The organism is Aeromonas sp. Y293-4, assembly GCF_027705905.1.
Taxonomy (GTDB): Bacteria; Pseudomonadota; Gammaproteobacteria; order Enterobacterales; family Aeromonadaceae; genus Aeromonas; species Aeromonas veronii.
This window is the reverse complement of record NZ_JAPDCI010000004.1, coordinates 171,219-191,902: the sequence shown is the minus strand read 5'-3', so window position 1 is coordinate 191,902 and position 20,684 is coordinate 171,219. Positions and strand designations below refer to the sequence as shown.

The window sequence follows — 20,684 nt, the reverse complement described above, 5'->3', positions numbered from 1 at the left end:
GCTAATGGTGGTGCGCCTCATCCGGTCCGCGGGCCGTGTGGGGGCGAGAGGTATTGTTACCGGTTATCTGCCAGGCAGTGGGTGCAATCAATAACAAGCTGATAAGGCAGATGAGGTTGAGTTTGACGAAATCATTGAAGTTGTCCGACGTATTCGGATTGGGGTTTATGACGTTTGCCTTCTATCTGGGGGCTGGCAATATCATTTTTCCGCCGCTGGCCGGTTTTATGGCTGGTGAGCATCTGCTGGCCGCCATGTGCGGCTTTTTGCTGACGGCGGTGGGCTTGCCGCTGATCACCCTGATTGCGGTGGCCAAGGGGAGTTCGGGGGGCGGCGCGAGTGGCTGGACCGGAATGACCCGCTATCTGCCCGCCGGGGCTGCGACGGCGCTGGCCATCGCCATCTATATCATCATGGGGCCCGCTTTTGCCATTCCCCGCACCGGTCTGGTCGCCTACGAGATGGGGCTCAAGCCCTGGCTAGGCGATGCCGGTCATGAGGGGCTGCTGATCTACACCCTGAGTTTCTTTGCGCTGGTGATCCTGGTGGCGCTCGATCGGGGCAAGCTGCTCGATGCGGTCGGCAAGTATCTGACCCCAGCCCTGATGGCGATGCTGCTTATTCTGGCGGTCGGGGTCTTTATGACGCCGCAGGGCACCATGCCTGATGCCAGCGGTGAGTACATAGATGCAGCCCTGACCAAAGGAATGCTGGAGGGGTACAACACCATGGATACCCTGGCCTCCCTGATGTTTGGCGCCCTGATCATAGGTCTGCTGCGTCAGAAGGGGATCGAGGATTATCGCAGTCAGTTCAAATATCTGACCATTGCAGGCTTGATCTCGGCGGTTGGGTTGTCGGCGGTGTATGTCTCGCTCTTTCAGCTGGGCAACAGTGCCGGTGGGGTGGCGAGCGATATCAGCAATGGTGGGGCCATCGTCAATGCCTACGTCCTGAGTCTGTTTGGTCAACCGGGCCAGTTTATTCTGGCTGCCATCATCACCCTGGCCTGTTTTACCAGTGCGGTCGGCCTGCTCTGTGCCGGTGCCGACTACTTCCATGGCCTGACAGGTTGGGCCTATCGCAACTGGGTCATGCTGCTGGGGGCGCTCTGTGCAGTGGTGGCCAATGTGGGGCTGAGCGAGCTGATCGGCCTCTCGATTCCGGTGCTGGTGGCCATCTATCCGGTTGCCATCGCGCTGGTGCTGGTGACTTTCCTCAAGGGATGGTTTGCCCAGCCACGGCTGGCGTTTCGCGGCGTGCTGACGGTCGCCTTTCTGTTTGGTTGCCTCGATGGGCTGGGGGCTGCTGGGATGGCGATGGACGGCTTTGCCTTCCTGCCGCTGTTCGACAAGGGGCTTGCCTGGCTGCTGCCGACTCTGCTGGCCTGCATCGTCGGCATCCTGGTGCGACCAAGCGGGAAGTTGGCGGCCGAAGCGGCTTGATTCAGGATCAACGAGATAGCAAAGAGGCCAGCATCTGCTGGCCTCTTCTGTTTCTGCCGGATCCGTTACCGGATCAGATTTGCGGGCCTGACGGCTTGGGTTTGCCCTCCAGACCATACCAGTGGGTTTCTACCCGTCCGGCATGCCACTCGAAGGTGCCCCAAGGCTGCTTGGCTTCCCAGCGCGGGAAGTTGATGAGCACCCGGTTATCTTCGTACTTGTAGAGGGAAGTGCTGATCTGAATGTCCGACAGGATCAACAGCAGGGCCCAGCAGATGAAAAGCCATTTCAATGCTTTCCACATAGGGTTACTCGAAGCAGATTTCGATAGTGGCGCGACCGAAATCCGATTCGAACGGCATCATGATCTTGGTGCCATCGGCACGGTGGGTAATGGTGTGGTTGGGGCCGGAGACGATGATGGGGGTCGCCATGTCAAACTCGTAGCCCTTCTCGCCCAGCATCCGCTTGGCACCGCCGGTCACCATGTTGGTGATTTCACCGACCATGTCGGTCACCTCTTCGTTGATGGAGGCGGGAGCTTCCCCCAGCATGCGGCGCATGATCTCCAGCGCCAACCCCTTCTCGAAGCTGATGGAGAGGGAGCCACGGGTCTGCGGGCCGACCATGCCGATCAGGCCGGAGACGTCGCCGCGCGCCAGCTCATCCATCTTGCGTTTCGGTTTGCCCGGTTTGAGTTCCAGCTGTGCCATGGTCGAGAGCACATTGAGCAGGGATAGCAGGAACGGATTTACAAAATCAGCCTTCATGATGACTTCCTACAGTGGGCGTACAACGGGCACATTGGCCATGTGCCTCTATCGTCTTATTGGTAATAGTAAAACCATGCAAGTGGGCCTGCTCGGAAAACGCGCTATCGATCGCCGTATCGTGAAGCTCGACCACATCCCCGCACTCGTCGCAGATCAACAACTGCATCGGGTGAGCGTGATCGAAGTGGCAGCAGAAGATAAACGCGTTGAGAGATTCCACCTTGTGAGCAAAGCCCTGTTCGAGCAAAAAATCGAGTGCCCGATAGACGGTTGGCGGCTTGGCATTGGCTTCGGTTTGTTGCAGCTGGGCCAACAAATCATAGGCGCTGATGGCGTTGCCGTGTGCCGCCAGCAGGCGAAATACCTGACGCCGGGTCGGGGTGAAGCGGATCCCTCGCTGTATACAGAGTCGCTCGGCTCGTTGTAAAAGTTGGTCTTGATTCATGATCGCGCAGATACCCTTTCTATTAGCCGGATACTATCACAGGGCCTCGCATGGCGCGGCGACAAAATTCATTTTCTGGGGCTGCTTCACGTTGTGATAAAATCCGCCCCTTTCTTTAGCCAACCCGGATGATTTTTATGCAGGCGCAGCGTTTTTCCATCGCCCCCATGCTGGACTGGACTGATCGGCATTGCCGTTACTTTCATCGACTGATGAGCCGCCAGACCTTGCTCTATACCGAAATGGTGACCACCGGTGCCATCATCCACGGCAAGGGGGATTATCTGGGTTACAGCGAGCAGGAGCATCCCATCTCCCTGCAGCTGGGTGGCAGCAATCCGGCTGATCTGGCGCGCTGTGCCAAGCTGGCCGAGGAGCGCGGCTATGACGAGGTGAACATCAACGTCGGCTGCCCCTCCGATCGGGTGCAAAACGGCCGGTTTGGTGCCTGCCTGATGGGTGAGCCGGCACTGGTGGCAGACTGCGTCAAGGCGATGCGCGATGTGGTCGATATTCCGGTGACGGTGAAGACCCGTATCGGTATCGACGATCAGGACTCCTACGAATTTCTGCAGGCCTTTATCGAACAGGTGCGCGATGCCGGTTGCGACACCTTCATCGTCCATGCCCGCAAGGCGTGGCTGAGCGGCCTGAGCCCCAAGGAGAACCGCGAGATCCCGCCCCTCGATTACCCTCGGGTCTATCGGGTCAAGCAGGATTACCCGGATCTCACCATCGCCCTCAACGGCGGTGTCACCTCCATGGAGCAGACTCTGGAACACCTGCAACACGTCGATGGCGTCATGATGGGGCGCGAAGCCTATCAGAACCCCTACATTCTGGCGCAGGTGGACAATCTGGTGTTCGGCCAGAATAACGCCGTGCCGAGCCGCCACGAGGTGGTGCGGATGATGCTGCCCTATATCGAACAGGAGCTGGCCAAGGGCAACTACCTCTCTCACATGACCCGCCACATGCTGGGGCTGTTCCAGAACATGCAGGGGGCCCGCGCCTGGCGTCGTCACCTGAGCGAGAACGCCTGCAAACCGGGCGCCGGTATTCAGGTGGTGCTGGATGCCATGGCCAAGGTGCCGGAGTTTGCCAGCAGCGAGACGGCCGAATAAGCCAGTTGTGCCAAGGCAAGAGCAGCCAAAAAGCGCGTCAGTTGACGCGCTTTTTTTATTACTGTCGCTTCAATATCTGAACTGGTTGATCAGCCGCGAGAGGTCCTGCAGCCGCTCTACCAGCAGGGTGATGCCATCGAGGGCCTGCCTGCTGTTGTCGGCGGTGTGGCTGGCCAGCTGATGGATCTGGTGCACCCCTTCATCGAGGGTCGCCGTGACGTCTGCCTGCTGACTCACCGCCTGGGCGATCTCGTCGCTGGTGCGGGTTACCTGCCCCAGCATCCGGTTGATCTGGGTGAGCACGTCGGCGGTGGTGCCCGCGTGCTGCTGGCAGCGCACCGAGGTCTGCGCCCCTTGCGTCATCCCGTCCGACAGCTGTCGTGTAGTTTGTTGCAGCGCCTGGATCATCTCGTGGATCTCGCTGGTCGAGGAACGGGTCTTCTGGGCCAGCGCCCTCACTTCATCCGCCACCACGGCAAAACCGCGCCCCTGTTCGCCCGCCCGGGCGGCCTCGATGGCCGCATTGAGGGCGAGCAGGTTGGTCTGGTCGGCGATTTGACTGATCACCTCCAAAATGCCGCTGATCTTCTGGCTGTCGCTGGTGAGCTGGGCCAGCACGGCGTGGTTGGCATCCAGCTCCTGATGGAGTTGGTTGACGGCAGAACGGGTGGTCGCCAATGCTTGCAGCCCCTCGTCGGAGACCTGCTGTACCTCTATAACCAGATTGCTCGCTTCATGGGCACTGTGGGCCACATCCCGAATGGAGTGGCTCAGCTCGGTGATGGCGGTCGCCAGCTGCTCGCTGTGGGCGCGCTGCTGCTGCAGGTGGGTATCGATGGTCTGGATATTGCCTCGGTCATCTTCGGCTGCCTGCAGGATCTGCTGGTTGGTGTCGGCGCTGCGCCCGACCACGGCCTTGAGCTCGGCCTGCTTCATCCGCAGGGCCAGTTCGACGGCCGCCAGAGTGTCGCGCCGTCGGGTGTAGAGCACCTGACAGAGGCGGGTTCCCTTGTCTTGATCGGCAAGGGTGAGCAGATGAGCCAGCCGTTGCTGCAATCGCCAGCCGTGGGTTGCCTGTGCCAACAGCAACAAGGCGGTGGGCAGCAGCCATAACAGGTTGCCGGTAGCAAAGGTAGCAAGGGTGGTGAACAAGGCAGAAGCGGAGAGCCAGAGGGACAGCCGACCCGGTTCAATGTGACACCGGCTCAGCCAGGGGAGCGCCTTGCCGCTGCGCAGCAGGCCATAGAGCTGCTCGGCCCAGGCCACATCGCTGGCGGCGGGTTTGGTGCGCACCGACTGGAACTCGACGATCTCCTTCTGCGCATTGAGGATCGGGGTGACGTAAGCGTTTACCCAATAGAACTGACCGCTTTTGGCGCGGTTCTTGACCAGCCCCATCCAGCTTTTGCCCTGTCGCAGCCGCTGCCACATGTCGGCGAAGGCCGCTTTGGGCATGTCGGGGTGTCGCACCAGATTGTGGGGCACCCCTTCCATTTCGGCCGCACCGTACCCGGCCACATCACAGAAGTGCTGGTTGGCATAGGTAATATGACTGGCGGGATCCGTGGTCGAGATGAGTGCGATGTTGTCGGGGAAGTGTATCTCCCCCTCCTGATGGAGTCTGGTCATGTGTCGTTCCTGAAAAAGCCAAATAACTGATAACTATGTTTTTTATTGTCGTTCTCAGTTAATCATTCTAAGGCTCTTCAGTGACCCGAACTTGGCTTGGGTCAATTAATCAACACAATGAATTGATGAAGTGAGGGTCAGCTGGCCGGTGTGAAATCGTGAACTTCACCCTTTCTTGGGGCGAGGCGAGGATCATCATCTTTGTACTCATGTACAAGCTGCATGGTTTTGCAGAAGCTGGCTTGTTTGTCGTACTCCTGACGAGCCAACTCGATGGCCCGCTCGGCCCGGCGCCGTTCCATCTTGTCAGACTTGCGATCGCTGAACTGTTGCTGCTGATGCAGCATCCAGCCGACAAACTCTTGCTGGCATTGGGATTCGCTATTGGCCTGCGCAGGCAGGGTCCACAACAACGAGAGCAGTATCAAATAACGCATGTCTGACTGGGTATTGAAGATTAATTGAACAGAAGGGGCGGCATTTTAGGCTGGAAATCGAGGTGTGAACAGTATCAATAGCGAGGCCCTGCGGGGCCTCGCATCGTTGTGGCCGGAGTCAGTGTTTGACGAGGTACAGCTGGCGGCTGTAGGCCACATCTTCCGGGTTGTTGATGGGGTAGCCTTTGAGCCATGGCTTGATGAGTCGGGCATTGGTGTACTGGTAGATGGGGGCTATAGGGGCCTGATCCAGCAGGATCGCCTCCGCCTCGCCAAACAGCTTGCTGCGGCTGGCGGCATCCTGAGTGCTGGCCGCCTCTGCCAGTAGCTGGTCATAACGGGCATTGGCAAAGCCTGCCATATTGCCGCTGTGACGAGAGCCCCACAGGCCAAGGAACGCAGAAGGGTCGTTGTAATCGGCCACCCAGGAGGAGCGGATAACCTCGAACTGACCGCTCTGGCGACTGTCGAGATAGGTTTTCCACTCCTGATTGGTCAGCTCGACCTCGGCGCCCAGCTTCTGCTTCCACATGCTGGCAATCGCCAGTGCCATCTTCTTGTGAATTTCCGCGGTGTTGTAGAGCAGGGTCAGCTTGAGCGGCTTGTCCGGGCCGTAACCGGCCTCCTTGAGCAGGGCCTTGGCCTTGCTGTCCAGTTCCGGCTGGCTGCTGGTGGAGAGCAGGTTGGCGGTTGGGGTGAAGCTGGCGGTCACATCCGGAGTGAAGTGATAAGCCGGTTTCTCGCCGGTACCGAGCACCTTGTCGGCGATCAGGGCGCGGTCGATGGTGTAGGAGAGCGCCTTGCGCACCCGCACATCGTTCAGTGGTGCCTGACGGGTATTGAAGGCGTAGTAGTAGGTGCCGAGCTGATCCGGGGTGTAGACCTCATTCGGGATCTGCTGCTTCAGCTTGTCGTACTGCTCCTTGGGGAAGGATTCGGTGATATGCAGATTGCCCGCCAGATAGCGGTTGGTGGCCGCGCTCTCCTGATTGATAGGCATGAAGAGCACCTTGGTCAATACGGTATGGGCCCGATCCCAGTAATAAGGGTTGGGGGTCAGCTCCAGCTTCTCGTTGACCACCCGGTTGTTCAGCACAAAGGCACCGTTGCCCACCAGTTTGCCGGGTTGGGTCCACAGGTTGCCGTACTGCTCGATGCTGGCTTGATGGAGCGGCGACAGGCTGGGGTGGCTCAGCAGGTTCAGGAAGTAGGGCACCGGCTGGGAGAGGGTCACCTGCAGGGTGTGGTCATCGAGGGCCTTGACCCCCAGCTCGCTGGCAGGCAATTTGCCAGCGACTATCTCGTCCACCTTGTCGAAACGGGCCAGTTGGGCAAACCAGGCGAAGGTGGCCGCCTCTTTCGGGTCGACCAGCTTGCGCCAGCCGTAGACGAAGTCGCCTGCCTTGACCGGATCGCCGTTGGACCAGCGCGCATCCGGGCGCAGATGGAAGGTAAAGAACTGGTTGCCCTTGTTTTCCCAGCTGGCCGCTACCCCGGCAACCGGTTTGCCATCCGGCCCCTGGGTCAGCAGCCCCTCGAACAGATCCCGCAGTACCTGCAACTCCGGCAGGCCGACCAGCTTGAGCGGGCTCAGGCTCGCAGGTTCATCCTTGAGGTGGCGAACGACAATCTGCTCGGCGGCGAGTTGTGTTCCGGCGGGAATATCGGCAGCCTGGACAGCAGCACAGCCCAGCAGGGCCAGCAAGGGGCTCCATCCTTTCATGGGTCGGATCCTTCAAATAGTGTGAAGCGGGGAGAAAACTCGGCGAGAAAATATCGCCGACAGATGGGAAATCATGATATCCCGTTTGCTGGTCTGACCGCCAGCATTCGACTCTCACTCCCAATCGGGGTAGAAGAGCGTTCCCGGCGTCTGTGCAGTTCAATGTGGTGAGGAGTGTCAAACGATGAAAGCATGGTTATTGCTGGCCTGTGTGTTGAGCCAGAGTGCCTGGGCGTTGGCCCCGTGCCAGAGCGACACGGCGGTGGGCAACTGGTGCGAGATCGGCATCGATGCCTTGCACCCGACTCAGGGGGGCGTCGGCCAGATCCAGGTTGATGAGACCCAGGCCGCATTGGCCGGCATGAGCGCAAAGCAGCTCGACAAGTTGATGAAAAAGAAAGAGATCCCCGTGGTGATTGCGCCGGATGGCAGCTACTGGCTGGTGGACCGCCACCATCTCACCAAGGCGTTGTGGCAGCAGGGCGTCAAGGATGCCCGGGTCAAGGTGATTGGCCGTCTGCAGGACAAGGCCAACTTCTGGAGCCAGATGCAGAACAACCACTGGGCCTGGCTCAAGGATGAGAAGGGACAGCCGCTGACCCCGGAGCAGTTGCCGACCAGTATCGACAAGCTGCCTGATTACCCCTATCGCACCCTCGCCGGACTGCTGCAGAATGCGGGCTACTTTCGCAAGGACAAACAGGTCTATTTCGTCGAGTTTGCCTGGGCCAGCTGGCTCGGCAAGCAGATGCAGTGGATGCCGGTGGACAGCGCCAATCTGGCGGCCCGCCTGCAACAGGCCAAACGGCTCGCCTGCGGCAGCGATGCCAAGGAGCTACCCGGTTATCCCGGCAAGCAGTGCAGCCTCAACCAGTCCAAAAGCGCGCAGTGAGTGGATGTGCGATGTCGGCATCCAGAGCATGTCGGAGATAAAAGAGGGCGACACCGGGGTCGCCCTCCTGCTGTCAGCTACCGGTTAGCAGTGGTCACTCATGGCGCTCCGCCCAGCGGGCAGCCGCCTGTTCAAGCAGGGCGACGTCACCTTGCTGGATCTGCGGTAGCAGATCGTTGACCTGTTGATCCGGCCAATCCCACCAGGCGAGGGCCTGTAGCCGGGCAATCTCCTCCTCGCCAAAGCGCATTCGCAGAACCCTGGCCGGGGTGCCCGCCACCATGGCATAGGGCGGCACATCCTGATTGACCAGCGAACGGGCGGCGATGATGGCGCCGTCGCCGATGGTGACGCCGGGCATGATCATCGCCTCCATACCGATCCAGACATCGTTGCCGATGCGGGTATCGCCGGCAGGGCGGTAGCTGCGCTTTAGCGCCTCCAGATCAGCAAACGGATAGGTGCTGATGAAGGCGGTGTTGTGGGTGTGGTTGCCGCCCATGATGATCTTCACCCCGGCGGCGATCTGCACGTAGTCACCGATATGGAGCTGGTCGATATGCCAGAGCGGCTCCCAGCCGGTATCGGGATGGCGGCTGAAGCTGTCGCCATAGAGGTAACGCACCACCTCCTGTTCGAAGGGGCCATCCCAGGCACCCGAGTAGTAGCTATGTTGCCCCTTGAGGCGGATGTTGGGGTTGCTGACCGTCAGATGCAGGTATTCGACCTGTGACCAGTGCTGGCAGGTTTTCATCCTGGTACTCCTTTGTTGAATGGATTTAATTGGTTGCGCTCGATGGAGCGCAGCTAATAGATCCAGACCAGCATGCGGGGCACGCAGAGCAGGGAGCAGCCCAGTATCTGCGGGAGGCGTGGTCGCATTGTGGGGCTCCAAAGAAGGCGGGGCAAGGGCAAGATCATAAGGTCGGGCGCCGGGTTTGCCAAGGTTGCGCAGAGATCCTGCACTAACCCTCTGGTTGATATTTATTCTCAATTAGCCATGATAACACTCCCACCATGACGGACTCGGGAGAGCGAGATGACACCGCAAAGTTGGCAACGATACATGCTGGAGGCGGAGCGTGCCTGGCAGGCCGGTTCGCTGGGAGCGGCGATCTGCTTTTATCAGCAGGCGCTGGGGGATGTTTACGAGATGACTCAGGTCGAGTTGACCGAACTGGCCACCATGCGAGTCGCCACCTGTCACCGGCTGGCCGACTTCTGGCGGGCGATGGATGAGCCGACTTACGAGCTGCGCTACCTGAAACTCGCCTCCGAGCTGGTCACTGCGCTGGTGCCACAATGCCCCAACCGGGAGTGCGAGGCGCTGCTCAGCGAGTTGGGTTGCTGTCGAGGAGCCCTGCTCGCGTTTCTCAAGCGTCACCCCAATCCGGAAATTGCCCGGCTGATCCAGCTGCAGGACAAGGTGCAGGGCTGCGAGCTGATCGGCCGTTTTCGCCTCAACTGAACGGATGTGGGCGCGGCTCAGCCCCGCCGTTTGAGTTTCTGGGCGATCCGCTGCTGCGCCTCTTCCCCTTGCAGTGCCTGGGCGAAGGCGCGCGCCTCTAGATCGATGACAAAGTGCACCGCCTGTTTGAGCTCCTGTTTCAGCAGCGCCTTGCTCTTTTGCAGCGCTCTGGGCGGCTTGGCCGCCAGCTTCAGCCCCTGCTCGCGGGCAAAGGCGAGCAAGAGATCTGCCGCCACCACCTTGTTGGCCAGCCCGAGCCGTAGCGCCTCCTCGGCATCCATCGCCTCGGCCAGCAGCAACAGCTCCGCCGCCTTGAGGTGCCCCACCAGACGCGGCAGCAGCAGGCTGGAGGCAAACTCCGGCACCAGCCCCAGCTCGACAAAGGGGAGCTGCAAGCGGGCGTTATCCCCCAGATAGACCAGATCGCAATGCAGCAGAATGGTGGTGCCGATCCCCACCGCCGGGCCTGCAACAGCGGCGACCACAGGTTTGGGGAAATCGGCCAGAGTGTGGAGGAACTGCAGTATGGGGTCGTCGGGCTCCAGCGCGCTCTTGCCCATAAAGTCGGCCAGATCATTGCCCGCGGTAAAGCAATCCTGCTGCCCCTGCAACAGCAGGACATGCACCTCCTCATCGGCTGCCGCCTCTCGCAGCGCTGCCACCAGTTGCTTATAGAGCTCGGTATTGAGGGCATTGCGCTTGTCGGGGCGGTTGAGGGTCAAGGTGAGCAAGCCATCCTGCTGCTCGGCAATGAGAATGGGGGCCATGTCTAAATCCTTGTTATTGAAAGGTGCAAAAAAGGTTGCTGCTGGGGTAACCTTGGCGCCGTTTAACAACATCATAAAAGGATTTCAACCATGTTTAAACGTGCGTTTTATTCTCTGCTGGTTCTGGGTATGACGGCGCCTGCACTAGCCAAGGTCGAGGCTGTCGACGGTTATGTGCGGCTGTTGCCGCCGGGTTCCCCCAACACTGCCGCCTTTATGGTGCTGAAGAATGACGCCGACCAGCCGGTCAAGCTGGTGGCTGCGGCTTCTGCTGCGGCCGAGCGTGCCGAGCTGCACACCCACCTGCACGAAAATGGTGTGATGAAGATGCGTCAGGTCGAGAATATCGAGATCCCGGCCAAGGGCGAGGCGGCGCTGAAACCGGGCAGCCTGCACATCATGCTGTTCGAGGTGGGCACGCTCTCCGAGCAGATTCCTTTCCCGCTCACCCTCGCCATGGATGATGGTCAGAAGCTGGATCTGTCACTGCCGGTGAAGCCGATTGAGCCGATGGCAGAGATGAAGCATATGAAGCACTGACATTTGTCGTCGTTTGTTCAGGATTGACGCTGGGTATTTTGGCTGCACCGAGTAAAATAGTGCTCTTTTCCATGTATGCAAGAGGAAGTGACGTAATGAAAAAGACGCTGATTGCCGGTTTTGTGCTGGCTCTGTGCAGCCAGAGTGCCATGGCCGCTGACGACTGGCGTTTTGCCGCCGGTGCCGACGTATGGGCCGCCAAGGGCAGTGGTCAGGCTTATGGCACCAGTGCTGATGGCAGCTATGACGACAGCTACAACTGGAACGGCTATCTGCAACTGGAACACGGCATCATCTTCCTGCCGAACGCCAAGTTTGAAGTCTCCGATTTCAGCACCTCCGGCGGTAACTTCAAGAACGATCTGACCGCCTACGATCTGAGCCTCTACTACCGTCTGTTCAACAACGATCTGTTCAAGATCGATCTGGGTATGACCGGTCGTCACTACGATGGCGAGCAGGTCTACTTCGGTCGCAAGGGTTATGACGAAGATACCCTGATGGCCTATGCCGGCAGCGAAGTGAAGATCCCGGGCACCGGCATCGCCTTCTTCGGCGATCTGCGCACTCACGATGCGGACAACTATGACTACCGTCTGGGTGGTTCCTACAAGTTCTCCTCCATGCCGATCAAGCTGCGTGCCGGCTGGCGTGAAGCCAAGGTCGACTTCGCCAATATCGACCAGTCTGTTGATGGCTGGTTCATGGGCGGCGAATTCACTTTCTAATCTGACCGTCGACTGACGACGAGGAGCGATAATGGGCCACATCATAGTGACAGGTGCCGGTTCCGGTCTCGGCCGGGCGCTGACTATCGGACTGGTTGAGCGGGGCCATCAGGTCTCCATGATGGGGCGCCGTTATCAGCGACTGCAGGAGCAGGAGCAACTGCTCGGCAGCGCGGTGATCGGCATCGCGGCCGATCTGGCGCACCATGAAGAGGTCGACGTCGCCTTCGCTGCAGCGGTGGAGTGGGGCGGGCAGCCCGACATGGTGATCCACTGCGCCGGGGTGGGCGAGTTTGGCCCGGTCGGTGTCTACACCGCCGAGCAGATCCGCCGGGTGGTGGAGAGCAATCTCATCTCCACCATTCTGGTGGCCCAGCAGACGGTGCGGCTTATCGGTGAGAAAGGCGGAGTGTTGGCCAATGTGCTCTCCTCCGCCGCTCAGGTGGGCAAGGCTAACGAGAGCCTCTACTGCGCCTCCAAATGGGGGATGCGCGGCTTTCTCGAATCCTTGCGCGCCGAGCTGAAAGGCTCGCCACTGCGGCTGGTCAATCTCTATCCGAGCGGGATCCGCAGCGAATTCTGGGACAACTCGGATTACGTCGACCCGAGTGGCTTCATGACCCCGGAAGATGCGGCGGCCTATATGCTCGACGCACTGGAAGCCAGAAGCAGCTGCCACGTGACTGACCTCTTTATCGGTCGTAACGCCTAGTCCACCTACTTTGGTTCCTGTGCCGGATAGGAAAAGAACAAACGCGCCGATTGGCGCGTTTTTTCTTAATTAGATATACGTTCAATTTCTCCTTCGAGCAAGCCCCGTTCCGATTTGTTGAATATTTCCCCCATTAATTCAAGGTAAGGATCGCATTCCGTGTTGCCAGATAAGGTTAGCTTCAGTTGCCATTCTTTGTCCGATAGCACACCTGATTGTACGAACCTAAATGGGGTTGATAAGAAAAGGGATGGATCTGTGGCATCACATTCAGCTTGGCAGTTAAATTCCCACCGACCATGAGACGCACTTAACTCATAGCCCTGAATACTAAGATGTGAACCACGGATTACGAACGTCTCAAAGACTAACTTATCTTGAGATATGGCTTCGTAATAAAGCTCACCGGAATATTTCGAAACCATATCCATCTCCTTTAAAATCAAGGCTGATTAACGGCCCAGCTTGGCCTTGAGCATGGCGATGATGTCGCTGATGGCCACTTCCTGCTTCTCGCCGGTGCGGCGGCACTTGTACTCCACCACGCCGTTGTCCAGACCGCGATCGCCGATGACGATGGCGTGCGGGATGCCCAGCAGCTCCATGTCGGCGAACATCACGCCCGGGCGCTCTTTACGGTCGTCGAACAGCACGTCCACACCAGCGGCTTTCAGCTCGGCGTAGAACTGTTGTGCCTGCTCGGCCACGCGTTCGGACTTGTGCATGTTCATCGGCACGATGGCTACTTCGAACGGGGCGATGGCGTCCGGCCAGATGATGCCGTACTGGTCGTTGTTCTGCTCGATGGCGGCAGCAACCAGACGGGAAACCCCGATACCGTAGCAACCCATCTCCATGGTGACGGACTTGCCAGCTTCGTTCAGCACGCTCGCCTTCATTGCTTCGGAGTACTTGGTACCCAGCTGGAAGATGTGGCCCACTTCGATACCGCGCTTGAGCAGCAGCTTGCCCTGGCCACACGGGCTCGGGTCGCCTTCTACCACGTTGCGCAGGTCGGCAACTTCGTAGGTAGCGATGTCGCGATCCCAGTTGGCACCGGTCAGGTGGAAGCCGGTTTCGTTGGCGCCGCAGACGAAGTCCGCCAGATGGGCAGCGCTGCGATCGACGATGATGCGACCGGCAAAGCCGACCGGACCGATGGAACCTGCATCGCAACCGGCGGCTGCTTTAATCTGCTCGTCGTTGGCGAAGGTCAGCGGATTGGCAACGCCAGAGAGCTTCTCGGCTTTGATTTCGTTCAGCTCGTGGTCGCCACGCAGTACCAGCGCGATAACGGCCTGCTTGCCGTGCTCATCTTCCTCTGCCAGTACCAGCAGGGTCTTGGCGATGGCGGTCGGTGCCACGTTCAGGAAAGCGGCCACTTCGTCGATTGTGTGGACGTTCGGGGTGGCAACCTTGGTCAGGGCTGCGGTGGCGGCAGCGCGCTCACCAGCCGGTGCCAGCGCTTCGGCCATCTCGATGTTGGCGGCGTAATCGGAGCTATCGGAGAAGGCGATCAAGTCTTCACCGCTCTCGGCCAGCACCTGGAATTCGTGGGAGCCGGTACCACCGATGGAGCCGGTATCGGCCTGCACCGGACGGAAGTTCAGACCCATGCGGGTGAACGCCTTGCAGTAGGCGGCGTGCATCTTCTCGTAGGTATCGACCAGAGACTCTTTGTCGATGTGGAAGGAGTAGGCATCCTTCATCAGGAATTCGCGGCCGCGCATCACGCCGAAACGGGGGCGCACTTCGTCGCGGAACTTGGTCTGGATCTGGTAGAGGTTGAGCGGCAGCTGCTTGTAGCTGTTCACTTCGTAACGTACCAGCGCAGTGATCACCTCTTCGTGGGTCGGGCCCAGCACGAAGGGACGGTTGTGACGGTCGGTCAGACGGCACAGCTCGGGACCGTAATCATCCCAGCGGCCGGACTCCTGCCACAGCTCGGCGGGTTGTACCACCGGCATGGAGACTTCGACGGCACCAGCATTGTTCATCTCTTCGCGAACAATGTTCTCGATTTTCTTCAGTACCCGCAGACCGGTTGGCAACCAGGCATACATGCCGGAGGCCAGTTTACGGATCATCCCGGCGCGCAGCATCAGCTGGTGGCTGACAACTTCAGCGTCGGAGGGGGTTTCCTTGAGAGTGGAAAGCAGATATTGGCTGGTACGCATCGCGGTAGACCTTAGCTAGAACGGGCGCGGGGCCCAGGATAATTTCAAGGGCGGAATTTTAACAGGCTGGGCGTTGCGGCCCAAGGGCTAAATTTGCCGCAACCCGAAAGGTGGCCACGCCCGGCAGATGGCCAGGAGTAATGACCATTGCAACAAGCAGGCTTTTTATGCCTGCAATTTGGCCGGATCTCCGCTAAACTCTGCCACCTTTTCTCGATGGGCATGGCTCTGCCGCGTTCATCACCCCCCATTTTTAGTACTTTTGGAGCCGCTCATGCCGTTAGTGGGACATCAACACCAGATCGAGATCCTGGAACTGACCGACAAAGGAGATGGCAAAGGACGCCTGTTCGATCGCCCCCTGTTTGTCGAAGGTCTGCTGCCCGGTGAACAGGCGCTGGTGGAGCTGACCGAGGTCAAGCCGAACTATCTGCACGGCAAGGTTGCCGAGCTGCTCCAGCCCTCCGCCGATCGGGTTGCCGATTTCTGCCCCAACACCGAGTGCGGTGGCTGTCAGGTACGTCCGCTGGCCTATCCGGCCCAGCTCAAGCTCAAGCAGGCGCTGGTGCAGAGCGCACTGGAGCAGGCTGGGCTGGGTGACACGCCGGTCAAGGATATCCTTGGCATGGAGAGCCCGTTCGCCTATCGCAACAAGGCGCAATATGCGGTGCGTGGCTGTGACGCCGGTGCCGAGATCGGTTTTTATCGCAAGCACTCCCACGATCTCATCACCGCCGATGACTGTGCGGTGCAGGATCCGCTGCACGTCGAGCTAAACGCCCGGGTGCGCAACTGGATGCGCGAGCACGACATCGCCGCCTATGACGAAGTAAACCACAGTGGCTGCGTGCGTAACCTGATGACCCGCAAGGGCTTCAAGAGCGGCGAACTGATGGTGGTGCTGGTGACCCTGGGCGAGGAGCTGCCGTTCGAAGCCGAGCTGTTGGCGAGCTTAAGCGATCTGCCGGTCACTACCCTGGTGCAGAACATCAACGATGAGCGCACCAACCGCATTCTGGGCGCCACCAACCGGGTGCTGTTGGGCGAAGGGGTGATCCGCGACAAGATCCACGAACTCGAATTCGAGATCTCGCCGCTCTCCTTCTTCCAGAACAACCCGACCCAGACCAATGTGCTCTACTCCAGTGCCCTCGAGTATGCCGAGCTGACCGGCAACGAGACGGTGTTCGACATCTATTGCGGTATCGGCACCATCTCCCTGTTCCTGGCTGGCAAGGCCGCCAAGGTCGTCGGGATCGAGTCGGTGGAGAGCGCCATCAGCGATGCCCGTCGCAACGCCGCCCTCAACAGCATCGAGCACACCGAATTCCACGTCGGCAAGGCCGAGCAGCTGATGCCTGAACTGCACGCCCAGGGTGTGACCGCTGATGTGGTGGTGATGGATCCGCCACGCAAAGGCTGTGACAAGGCTGTACTGCAGACCCTGGTCGCCATGGCGCCCCGTCGTCTGGTCTATGTCTCCTGCAATCCGCAGACCCTGGCCCGCGATCTTGCCTGGCTGGTCAAACAGGGTTTCGTGCTGGATGAGGTGCAACCGGTAGATATGTTCCCGCACTCCATGCATGTGGAAGCGGTTGCCCGCCTGAGCCTGCCTGCCAAGGCATAAGTCGCTCCCGACTCTTGCCCATAAAAAACGACGCCAGCTGGCGTCGTTTTTTTCTATCTGATACTCGCAGGTTGATGTGCTCAACCCTGCTTGCGCACCTCGGCGGCGATCTGGTCGAGCAGCTGTTGCCAGCCCTGACCCAGCTCGTTCACCAGTGCGTTGTAGCCATCGGCCGGCAGTACCCGCTCCTGACGGAAGGGGGCATCGCGCAGCACGGTGCCATCTTCCGCCAGCAGGCGCCAGCGACCGCTCAGCACGGCGCTGCCGTCATGACGGCCCTGAAAGCGCTCCACCAGAATGGTCAGCACCGGCCCCTTGCGGGCGCCATCCTGCCGTACCACCCAGCCCGGCAGGCGGGTGGAGAGGCCATTGAGGGTGAGCTGGTTGAGCTGATCGTCCAGCGCACCGGCCCAGCGATGGTACTCGGTGAAGTGCAGCTCTTGCCCTTCCAGCTGATAGACCAGACTGATCCGGTCGAGCTGGCTGGCCAGCGCCACCGGGCGCAGCACCAACTGGTGCTGCGGTTGGGCCGGGGCCGTCACGGGTTGCTGACTATCGGCATCGAGCGAGTAGTAGTGCAGGCTTGGTTGGCTGCTGCAACCCACCAGCAGGCCCAGCAGGGCCAGCGTCAGGATCTCTTTTTTCATTGTTTGCCTCGCTTGGGCTCAGGGTCCGATGGATGCGCGCGATCGAAGATCAGCGAGCTGGGCTGCTCGTTGAGGGAGTGCACCAGCGGCTGCAGTTCGCGCATCAACTGATTGAGGGTCTGCACCGACTGGCGCAGGTCCTGATTGGTCTGCGACTGGGCATCATAGGCCTGCAAGGTCTCCTGCAACTGTTTGAGGCTCTCGTTGAGCGAGGCCGGCAGCTGCTGGGTGGAATCCTTGGCAGTGAGCTTGTTCAGGTTGGCGCTGACTGCACTGATGTTCTTCAGGGTGCCATCCAGGGTGGTGAGTGACCCGTTGACCTTGGTCAGGGTGGTCGCCATGTCCATGTCGACAAACTTGTCGAGGATGAGGTTCACCTTGCGCTCGATCTGATCCAGCCCGCCCTGCACGGTGGGGAAGACCTGATAACCGGCCAGCTTGGCCTGCTCGAAACGTGGCGCGTCCGGATAGAAGTTGAGGTCGATGATCTTGCCGCCGGTCAGCAGGCTCGAGGTCTTGAGGCTGGCACGCAACCCCTCCTTGAACTGCTTGCCGAACAGGGCGCGCCATTGATCTTTCTCCGCCTTGGCATAGCGGTGGGAGAGGCGCTGCACCTCGATGCGAGCCAGCACCGGGATCTGGCGGCTCTTGAAGATCTGCACGCCCTTGTCCTCGATGAGGTAGGGGGCGGAGATGACGGTACCGACCCGAATGCCGCGATACTGCACCGCCGCGCCGGGGTGCAGGCCACCCACGTTGTCATCGAACAGGAAGACGTAGTCGATGAACTGATCCAGACTACCGGCCAGCACGCTCGCCTCATCCTGGAACAGAGTGAACCCTTCCATCTGTTTGACCGGCTCGCCAGGGGCCCAGCCGGGTGGCAGCCCCATGGTGATGCCGCCATCGATAAGGCTCTCCAGCGAATCCATCTTCACCTTCATCCCCTCGCTGCTCATGGAGACCTCGAAGCCCGGGGTCATCCAGAAGCGGGAGTTGCTGCTCACCAGAATGTCATAGGGGGCGTGGATGAAGATTTGATACTGCATCTCGCTCTTTTCCGGCAGGAACTTCGCCTCTTCCACCTGGCCTATGGTGAAGCCCTGATAGTTGATGGGGGAGCCTTCACCCAGCGCGCGGGTGTCGCGACTGCTGAGGGTGAGGCGCAGCCCCTTGGCATCGAGGGAGGCGAGCGGCGGTTTGTCGAGCATGGCGTATTCATCCCGCGCCCGACCTTTCTTGCCGGGGGCGAGCTCGATATAGGCGCCGGAGAGCAGGGTGCTCAGACCCGATACCCCTTCACGGCCCACTCTGGGCTTGACCACCCAGAACTGGCTGTCACCGCGCAGCATGCCGGAGGCGGCATTGGTCAGCCGTCCTTTCAGCACGGCATGGCTATAGTCATCGCTCAGCTCGACGGCCTCGATGCGGCCGACGTCCACTTCGCGGGAGCGGATCACCGTCTTGCCAGCGACTATGCCCTCGGCAGTGGCGACTGTCAGGGTGAAGCTGGGGCCCTGGGAGTACCAGTGCTGGAACAGCATCCAGAGACCGATGAACAGCGCCAGCAGGGGCACCATCCAGATTGCGGCGGCAGAGCTCAGAAAGTCAGAGCCCGGTTTCCACCTTTTTTTACGCTCACTCACGTTCGCGTTCTCCTTGTTGTAAATCCCAGATCAGGCGGGAGTCGAAACTCATGGCGGCGACCATGGTGATCAGCACCACACCTGCAAATGCGACGGCCGCAGGGCCGGGATAGATGGTCATCAGATTGTCGAGCCGGATCAGGCCCGCCAGAATGGCCACCACGAAGACGTCGATCATCGACCAGCGTCCGACAAATTCGGTCATGCGATAGAGTTTGAGCTTGCCGAGGGGGGAGGTGACATTGCCGCGCTGCACCATATAGCAAAGCCAGAATAGCGCCAGTATTTTCACCAGTGGCACCACCACGCTGGCGAAAAAGATCACCGCCGCTATGGGGTAGGAGCCCATGGCCCAGAGCAGCACCACACCGCCGAGAATGGTGGAGGGGCTGTCATCACCGAGAAACACTGTATCCATGATGGGATAGACGTTGGCCGGAATGTAGAGAATGGCGGAGGTAAACAGCAGCGCCCAGGTACGGTTCAGGCCGCCCGGCTTGCGCGCATGCAGCTTGCCGCCGCAGCGGGAGCAGCTGTGGCTACCCACCTCGCTCAGAGCGCCACAGATGTGGCAGCCCACCAGACCTGATTCCAGCGCGCCCGCTTCCGGGTCGATCTCCCGCGCCTCGGTCGGGCCGAACAGTCGCTGCCACAGCCACATCTGATCCAGCGAGGAGATCATCTTGATGAGCAGCACGGTGTAACCGACGAAAGCCCAGAATGACAGCCCCATCTTGATGTCGGCCATTCCCATCAGCTTGACCAGCGAGATGAGCACCCCCACCAGAAAGACATCCACCATCAGCCAGGGTTTGATCCGGCAGAGCAGACGGCCGAGGGAGCGCAGGGCATTGCTGTGCAGATCTTTATCGATCCGCCACAGCACCAGCATGATGGAGCCCATATAAACCAGCGGCAGGCCGATCAGGGTCAGGCTCAGTACCGCGCCGAGAAACAGATAGCCCTCATCCACCAGGGTGGTGATGCTCTGCAAAAAGGTCATCTCCTGGCCCACCCCTTTGGCCGAGAAGGACATAAAGGTAAAGGCATTGGCGAGCACGAACATGATAAGTGCCGCGAACCCGTAGGAGATCGGCCGCAACTCCTGCTGTGGCAGGTGGCGACTCAGTGTGTGTCCGCAACGGGGGCAGCAGCTGGCCTGTCCCACCTCGAGCGGTGTGGCCGGTATCAGCAGGTCACACTCTTCGCAGGCAGTGGCATCATGGACATAGGTGGTGTGGTGTTGGTGTGAAACCGGATGCAAGATAAAACCCCAGATAAGGCCCGTGGTAGAGCCAGAGCTGGCGATTATCGCAGTTGTGCTGGTCAGCGACCAGCCCCCGGAGGGCGCTATTGCTGGCGGGAGTGAGAATGACTTTGACAAGCCAGTGCCCATTTAGCACAATCAAACGCCACTTTTTTTCCGCGGGACAATAATTTATGACAACTGAATCCCCCAGCTACTCCACGATTGAGCAAGCCTTCTCCCTCGGGAACGGGCAAGATTCTGCCCTCAACTGGTTGCGCAAGAACCGCAGTCAGGTCGCTATTTTTCTGGTGAGCGGCATCAAGCTGGAAGGCACCATCAGCGGGTTCGACCAGTACAGCGTGCTGCTGACCGATGCTCATGGTAACCAGCAGCTGGTCTACAAGGCCAAGATCTCCACTATCGCCATGCACACCGGCCGTCCGCAGGTGAACATCCAGCGTGCTCGCAAGCCGCGTGTCTCCATGGCGCCGCGCCCCCACGGTGCGCCGGGTCGTTATGACGACAATCAGGGCGGCGGCAACAACGAGTAATCGTCTGCCCCGCACTCCCCGTTGACGCGCCCTGCGTCAGCGGCTGACGGAACCTGCTCTCATTTTCATTCATGTCCCGTATGAGAGTCGGTTCCGGTTATCGC

Annotated in this window: 22 protein-coding genes; 9 read left to right on the top strand and 13 right to left on the bottom strand. The window is 59.8% G+C overall.

All coding sequences use genetic code 11. From position 1 onward, the window contains the following. The first annotated feature begins 167 nt into the window (after positions 1 to 167). On the top strand, positions 168 to 1,445 hold the full coding sequence (gene brnQ / locus OKC31_RS06675; protein WP_247824144.1) for a branched-chain amino acid transport system II carrier protein: 1,278 nt from the start codon (positions 168 to 170) through the stop codon (positions 1,443 to 1,445). A 73-nt stretch (positions 1,446 to 1,518) separates the two neighbouring features. On the opposite strand, the gene OKC31_RS06670 is transcribed toward brnQ, so the two are convergent. The 3 genes from OKC31_RS06670 to zur are packed head-to-tail and all read right to left on the bottom strand — an operon-like array spanning position 1,519 to position 2,663. Then, the gene (locus OKC31_RS06670; RefSeq protein ID WP_047434532.1) at positions 1,519 to 1,749 is read right to left on the bottom strand and encodes a hypothetical protein; all 231 of its coding nucleotides are present in this window, start codon (positions 1,747 to 1,749) and stop codon (positions 1,519 to 1,521) included. A gap of 4 nt (positions 1,750 to 1,753) precedes the next feature. Further along, positions 1,754 to 2,215 (bottom strand): chemotaxis protein CheX, encoded by a 462-nt coding sequence (locus OKC31_RS06665; RefSeq protein WP_005343179.1) that lies wholly within the window; start codon positions 2,213 to 2,215, stop codon positions 1,754 to 1,756. Continuing rightward, positions 2,205 to 2,663, bottom strand: a complete 459-nt coding sequence (zur, locus tag OKC31_RS06660) for a zinc uptake transcriptional repressor Zur (protein WP_005335805.1) — start codon at positions 2,661 to 2,663, stop codon at positions 2,205 to 2,207. Before zur ends, OKC31_RS06665 begins: the two co-directional genes overlap by 11 nt. Positions 2,664 to 2,800: 137 nt before the next feature. On the opposite strand from zur, the gene dusA reads away from it, so the two are divergent. Then, entirely contained in the window at positions 2,801 to 3,787 is a 987-nt protein-coding gene (gene dusA / locus OKC31_RS06655) for a tRNA dihydrouridine(20/20a) synthase DusA (protein ID WP_247823487.1), read from the top strand. Between the two features lie 69 nt (positions 3,788 to 3,856). Here dusA and OKC31_RS06650 read toward each other — a convergent pair whose 3' ends face one another. The 3 genes from OKC31_RS06650 to OKC31_RS06640 all read right to left on the bottom strand — a co-directional run bounded on the left by OKC31_RS06650 (position 3,857) and on the right by OKC31_RS06640 (position 7,576). Further along, a complete protein-coding gene (locus OKC31_RS06650; RefSeq protein ID WP_247823486.1) occupies positions 3,857 to 5,416 on the bottom strand; it encodes a methyl-accepting chemotaxis protein in 1,560 nt (519 codons plus the stop codon). A gap of 137 nt (positions 5,417 to 5,553) precedes the next feature. Then, complete coding sequence (locus OKC31_RS06645) at positions 5,554 to 5,853, bottom strand: hypothetical protein (protein WP_013723462.1); 300 nt, start codon at positions 5,851 to 5,853, stop codon at positions 5,554 to 5,556. 118 nt (positions 5,854 to 5,971) lie between these two features. Next, the gene (locus tag OKC31_RS06640; RefSeq protein ID WP_247823485.1) at positions 5,972 to 7,576 is read right to left on the bottom strand and encodes a peptide ABC transporter substrate-binding protein; all 1,605 of its coding nucleotides are present in this window, start codon (positions 7,574 to 7,576) and stop codon (positions 5,972 to 5,974) included. A 184-nt stretch (positions 7,577 to 7,760) separates the two neighbouring features. Between OKC31_RS06640 and OKC31_RS06635 the strand changes: the two genes are divergently transcribed. Next, positions 7,761 to 8,468 carry a ParB-like protein gene (locus OKC31_RS06635; RefSeq protein ID WP_270656554.1) on the top strand — a complete coding sequence of 236 codons (708 nt, stop codon included), beginning with the start codon at positions 7,761 to 7,763 and terminating at the stop codon, positions 8,466 to 8,468. A 94-nt stretch (positions 8,469 to 8,562) separates the two neighbouring features. Here OKC31_RS06635 and OKC31_RS06630 read toward each other — a convergent pair whose 3' ends face one another. Further along, positions 8,563 to 9,222 (bottom strand): CatB-related O-acetyltransferase, encoded by a 660-nt coding sequence (locus OKC31_RS06630; protein WP_247823483.1) that lies wholly within the window; start codon positions 9,220 to 9,222, stop codon positions 8,563 to 8,565. A 285-nt stretch (positions 9,223 to 9,507) separates the two neighbouring features. On the opposite strand from OKC31_RS06630, the gene OKC31_RS06625 reads away from it, so the two are divergent. Beyond that, positions 9,508 to 9,936, top strand: coding sequence for a DUF2753 family protein (locus OKC31_RS06625; RefSeq protein ID WP_247823482.1), 429 nt, complete (start codon positions 9,508 to 9,510; stop codon positions 9,934 to 9,936). A 17-nt stretch (positions 9,937 to 9,953) separates the two neighbouring features. On the opposite strand, the gene OKC31_RS06620 is transcribed toward OKC31_RS06625, so the two are convergent. Continuing rightward, a complete protein-coding gene (locus OKC31_RS06620) occupies positions 9,954 to 10,703 on the bottom strand; it encodes an enoyl-CoA hydratase-related protein (RefSeq protein ID WP_247823481.1) in 750 nt (249 codons plus the stop codon). A 90-nt stretch (positions 10,704 to 10,793) separates the two neighbouring features. Between OKC31_RS06620 and OKC31_RS06615 the strand changes: the two genes are divergently transcribed. The 3 genes from OKC31_RS06615 (at position 10,794) to OKC31_RS06605 (ending at position 12,683) form a co-directional block, all read left to right on the top strand. Further along, positions 10,794 to 11,243: a copper chaperone PCu(A)C gene (locus tag OKC31_RS06615; RefSeq protein ID WP_247823480.1), complete on the top strand. Its 450-nt coding sequence runs from the start codon at positions 10,794 to 10,796 to the stop codon at positions 11,241 to 11,243. Between the two features lie 95 nt (positions 11,244 to 11,338). Continuing rightward, positions 11,339 to 11,971: a TIGR04219 family outer membrane beta-barrel protein gene (locus tag OKC31_RS06610; RefSeq protein ID WP_005354809.1), complete on the top strand. Its 633-nt coding sequence runs from the start codon at positions 11,339 to 11,341 to the stop codon at positions 11,969 to 11,971. Between the two features lie 31 nt (positions 11,972 to 12,002). Further along, positions 12,003 to 12,683: an SDR family oxidoreductase gene (locus OKC31_RS06605; RefSeq protein WP_247823479.1), complete on the top strand. Its 681-nt coding sequence runs from the start codon at positions 12,003 to 12,005 to the stop codon at positions 12,681 to 12,683. 65 nt (positions 12,684 to 12,748) lie between these two features. Here the strand turns inward: OKC31_RS06605 and OKC31_RS06600 are convergent, their stop codons facing one another. Together OKC31_RS06600 and OKC31_RS06595 are read right to left on the bottom strand one after the other, a co-directional pair. After that, on the bottom strand, positions 12,749 to 13,108 hold the full coding sequence (locus tag OKC31_RS06600) for a hypothetical protein (protein ID WP_247823478.1): 360 nt from the start codon (positions 13,106 to 13,108) through the stop codon (positions 12,749 to 12,751). A 27-nt stretch (positions 13,109 to 13,135) separates the two neighbouring features. Continuing rightward, positions 13,136 to 14,860, bottom strand: coding sequence for a proline--tRNA ligase (locus OKC31_RS06595; protein ID WP_236294653.1), 1,725 nt, complete (start codon positions 14,858 to 14,860; stop codon positions 13,136 to 13,138). A gap of 274 nt (positions 14,861 to 15,134) precedes the next feature. Between OKC31_RS06595 and rlmD the strand changes: the two genes are divergently transcribed. Further along, the gene (gene rlmD, locus OKC31_RS06590; RefSeq protein ID WP_270656553.1) at positions 15,135 to 16,487 is read left to right on the top strand and encodes a 23S rRNA (uracil(1939)-C(5))-methyltransferase RlmD; all 1,353 of its coding nucleotides are present in this window, start codon (positions 15,135 to 15,137) and stop codon (positions 16,485 to 16,487) included. 80 nt (positions 16,488 to 16,567) lie between these two features. On the opposite strand, the gene OKC31_RS06585 is transcribed toward rlmD, so the two are convergent. The 3 genes from OKC31_RS06585 to OKC31_RS06575 are packed head-to-tail and all read right to left on the bottom strand — an operon-like array spanning position 16,568 to position 20,044. After that, positions 16,568 to 17,134 (bottom strand): PqiC family protein, encoded by a 567-nt coding sequence (locus tag OKC31_RS06585; RefSeq protein WP_247823476.1) that lies wholly within the window; start codon positions 17,132 to 17,134, stop codon positions 16,568 to 16,570. Then, positions 17,131 to 18,780 carry an intermembrane transport protein PqiB gene (gene pqiB, locus OKC31_RS06580; protein ID WP_005335774.1) on the bottom strand — a complete coding sequence of 550 codons (1,650 nt, stop codon included), beginning with the start codon at positions 18,778 to 18,780 and terminating at the stop codon, positions 17,131 to 17,133. Before pqiB ends, OKC31_RS06585 begins: the two co-directional genes overlap by 4 nt. Further along, positions 18,773 to 20,044 (bottom strand): paraquat-inducible protein A, encoded by a 1,272-nt coding sequence (locus tag OKC31_RS06575; RefSeq protein WP_106844099.1) that lies wholly within the window; start codon positions 20,042 to 20,044, stop codon positions 18,773 to 18,775. Before OKC31_RS06575 ends, pqiB begins: the two co-directional genes overlap by 8 nt. Positions 20,045 to 20,220: 176 nt before the next feature. Here OKC31_RS06575 and hfq point away from each other — a divergent pair, with 176 nt between their 5' ends. Next, complete coding sequence (hfq, locus tag OKC31_RS06570) at positions 20,221 to 20,580, top strand: RNA chaperone Hfq (protein WP_005335772.1); 360 nt, start codon at positions 20,221 to 20,223, stop codon at positions 20,578 to 20,580. Positions 20,581 to 20,684 lie beyond the last annotated feature (104 nt).